At 44.9% G+C, this 3,654-nt stretch carries 2 protein-coding genes and 1 pseudogene; 2 read left to right on the top strand and 1 reads right to left on the bottom strand.

Annotated features, from left to right (window positions below):
* Nucleotides 1–296 precede the first annotated feature (296 nt).
* Complete coding sequence (locus ENN47_08650) at nt 297–767, top strand: AraC family transcriptional regulator (protein ID HDP78235.1); 471 nt, start codon at nt 297–299, stop codon at nt 765–767.
* A 1,096-nt stretch (nt 768–1,863) separates the two neighbouring features.
* Here the strand turns inward: ENN47_08650 and ENN47_08655 are convergent.
* Entirely contained in the window at nt 1,864–2,805 is a 942-nt protein-coding gene (locus tag ENN47_08655; protein HDP78236.1) for a hypothetical protein, read from the bottom strand.
* A 272-nt stretch (nt 2,806–3,077) separates the two neighbouring features.
* Between ENN47_08655 and ENN47_08660 the strand changes: the two are divergent.
* Nucleotides 3,078–3,507 (top strand): annotated as a pseudogene (locus ENN47_08660) (hypothetical protein).
* Nucleotides 3,508–3,654 lie beyond the last annotated feature (147 nt).

Genomic DNA, 3,654 nt, shown 5'->3' on the forward strand with positions numbered 1-3,654 from the left:
ACGCTTGGGTCCGGCGAGGAAATGTCCATTGGCGCGATTGCATTGATCAATGGTTATCCCGTTGACTCGGATCACACATGGCTTTCTGCTGGAGAGTAATGACAGGTCCAGTCCTGAGGACCGGCGCTGTTTGATTCTGGTCAGGCCAAACGCCTTCAGGCCAAACGCCTACGGATTATAGATATTTCAGTAAAATGTATTATCATTAATTTGGTTTCTCGCGGATGATTTGATCCTATCTGCCAGGAGCTGCTAAGACTGGATACAAATAACTGAAAGAATTGAAGGGGGTAACTATGCCGAGGCTAACAGCTATTGAATTATTGAAGCGAAGCGCCAGTCTCACTCTGGTTGTCCGCACCAAGACAAGCGTTCAGAATCTACCTTCTCTCATTGGAAAGTGCTATGGAGAGATTGGCGCTTACTTGAACGAGATGGGAGAATCTCCCGCAGATATCCCATTTGTTGCATATCACAACATGGATATGCAAAATCTCGATGTTGAGATAGGCTTCCCAGTTTCATCCGATCTGCCCGGAAAAGGTGACATCATTCAGAGCTGCATTCCCGAGGGGTTGAGCGTCTTTACTGTCTACATGGGTCCATATAGCCAGATGGAGACGGTGTACAGCGAAATGGCCGAGTGGATTAGCAAGAATGGGTATGTTCCTACCGGGACCGTATATGAATACTATTACAATGGGCCGGATTTTCCTGAGGAGCAGCATCTGACAAAAATAGTAATGCCACTAAAGAAACCCGAATAGGCACAACTATCTGGCACCTAAGTACCTCTGAAGGCTATACGCTGGCAAGAGAAAGATACGTTAGCCGGCCACCGTTCTCCGAGTGGCACCGAGGACGAGGATCCGTTTCACCGAAAAGATCAATTGAGAAAGAGCATTGTCGAGACGTTCGCTGCGCTCACGAGAAGGCGAGGCTCGCTGGCGCGAGGAAGTGATGCCACCTTCGGTGGGACGCAAGGCCTGCTTCGCGGGGAAGCAATTAAGAATAACTCACTGAGGCCATTCACTGCAGGCAGTGGCAAGAACAACCGAAAAAAATAAATGATGCAGTACATTGGAACTGTCGCACTTAGTGTGGCAAGTTCCGCTTCGTGGGGAAGCCAATATGGTTCTCCGTCAACGGTTTGCCGATCTCCGCATATTCCGAAAAATAAAGAAGAAGAAAAAGAAGATCAAAACCGGATCCAGAATCAAATAGATCCCGGGATGATTGTATTAGGCGAGACTGATAATTGGTCTTCAGTCATTGAGAAGGCTCCCTCTCAGAAATGAGTGATCTAGCGGGCTCAACCGATATCCTGTATCTTGCATAAAATCCACCTGTTTTAGCTGCATTGGTCCCGCATTCTGCCTTTGTCATGTGATTGGAGGGATGTGATTTCTTTCTCATTGATTGGATTCAGTGCCATATGACTCAATGAGGGTGTCACTAAAGGCCTCTGAAGAAACATTTGCTTTCGTAAGATTAATAAGAGCGAATACCATTATAACCAAAGCGATCGCTAAGCCTATATAGCGATCGCCACTATTTTATATACATTGCTCCAGTCGGTTTTCCGCATTCTGCTATCACAAACATTAGTATACCATGGCCTTCTTGCAGAGTGTGATTTGAGGAATGAAAGGAAACTGCATTACAAATTTCGAGAATTAGAAGACAGTTGTCTGCCAAACAGTACTTATGAAGAGCAAGTGGTCGCTGAGAACAGAATGGCTGCTGACTTCCAAATCCCAAAATATTCCGACAAAAGAAAAGAGTTACTCAAAAAACTTGACGATCATCGCTACTCAAGCAGGTAATAAGGATATCAAAGGCTTCCTTATAGGAATATTTAGCCTAGTCTTTTCCCAGCTCCTTGTCAAAGCTGTAGAAGCTGTTTTCCCAGAAATCGAGCGGACAAATCTCATCCTCAGATTCGAATATGTTGCCAGATCCGACTACTGTTCCAGTGAACTCGTCGCCTCCGCATTCACACTCGGTACAGCGGTTGAGATAAAGATCCAGTCCATGCCAGACATTGCCGAAGAAAAGGTTGTTCTCTATCGTTGTAGTGGATGAGGAGTTAATGAGTATTCCGTTCTCTACATTTTCAGTTACTATGTTTCCTATTAGAGAACCCGTCGCATTGCCTCCCAGTGACACTCCTATACTGTTTTGCCGGAATTTACAGTTCTCGATTCTGTATTTGAGATCGTTAGTAAGGCTTATTCCAACACCGTTTCTTTCAAACACAGAATTCTCAGCAATCAAAGTTGCATTACCGTACGCGTATATTCCTGCCAGCCTCGTTTCTAGATGATCTTCGTTCCCTAATCCTTGAAAGCATGTAACATACGAGTCAATTATCTTAAGGGTCATTCCAGTACCACTGAACGAAATTCCGAAACGTCCGCCTGCGACGAAAGTATCTACAATCTGGCCTGAGGATCTCGAAACGTTTATTGCCAAGCTCGAAGACATGACCGTAATACTCTCGATCGAGAAATCGGCGACGCCCCTTACGAAGATTGCCAGGTTATCTTCTTCGGGCACGATTATTACTTCATCTCTTGAAACTCCCTTCAGAATAATATCCTTGCTAATTGACAGGCTCTCTTTGTAAGTTCCAGGAAGGACTTCCACAGTGTCTCCAGAGCTAGCATCATCAATTGCCGACTGTATGCTATTGTACTGCCCGCCATTTATGTCTACAACAAGGGTTTTTCTATCACCCGCTCCGAATGTCAAACCAATCACGAAAACAAGAGCCGCAAGCAATAGCAATCGCTTTTTCACAATCCCACCTCCAACTACATCTTACATCAGTTTAGCGCAATTGCCTGACGAATCTGGATGGAGAAGTTACATAATAGTTGATCAACTGGACAGGTGTCGAATCCGGCCGGCTAATTATTCTTCTAAGACAAAGCTGACCTTGATCCAGAGGTGTTCCATCTCAACAGTTTTCAGCGTGATCGATGCTAGAATCACTTTGTATATAGTAAACTTTGAAGGATCGATCATGTCTCCCATATTTGCTGGGGATCTGCGACTAAAATAGAGGCGAGATAATGAAACGTATTATTCTGTCCATTTCTCTTATAGCTCTTCTGCTTATGCTTCTTTCTGGGTGTTTCATCATTGATCCGGTGATCAAAATCAGTGGGCTCGTTAAGGATTTTGAGAAATACTGGGAAGCGGAAGATGCAGTTGGTCTTGCAGGGTTATACACTAACCCGGCTCTCATAAACACAGCGGTGAAGTCCTATTCGCAGATTGTCGATGCCTATTCAAGTAGATTTGAAGGAAGGAATGTCACCTACTTCAACAGAAACAGTGATGTTGAAGTTGATTTAGGAGAAGGAGCGACCGAAGCAACGGTGGAATTTGACGCGATTATCTCATGGACATCTGGTCCGGTCGACTACAGGACTTATGTATGGATGGAAAGTGCAGAAAGTGGCTGGTAAATGGTTGATCTCGAGATCCAACGAGTATTAGTCTCTAGAATTCTGCCTTAGTATAGGACAAATGAATGTAGGACGCCTAAAGATCCTCAATCTTCAGAGAGAACCTCTCGGGAAGTTGGCCCGAAGAATCCGGGGAAGTGGTGCTCCGAAAAACATCGGCGGAAGTGATGCCACCTTC

It is taken from the genome of Mesotoga infera (assembly GCA_011045915.1).
Lineage (GTDB): Bacteria > Thermotogota > Thermotogae > Petrotogales > Kosmotogaceae > Mesotoga > Mesotoga infera_D.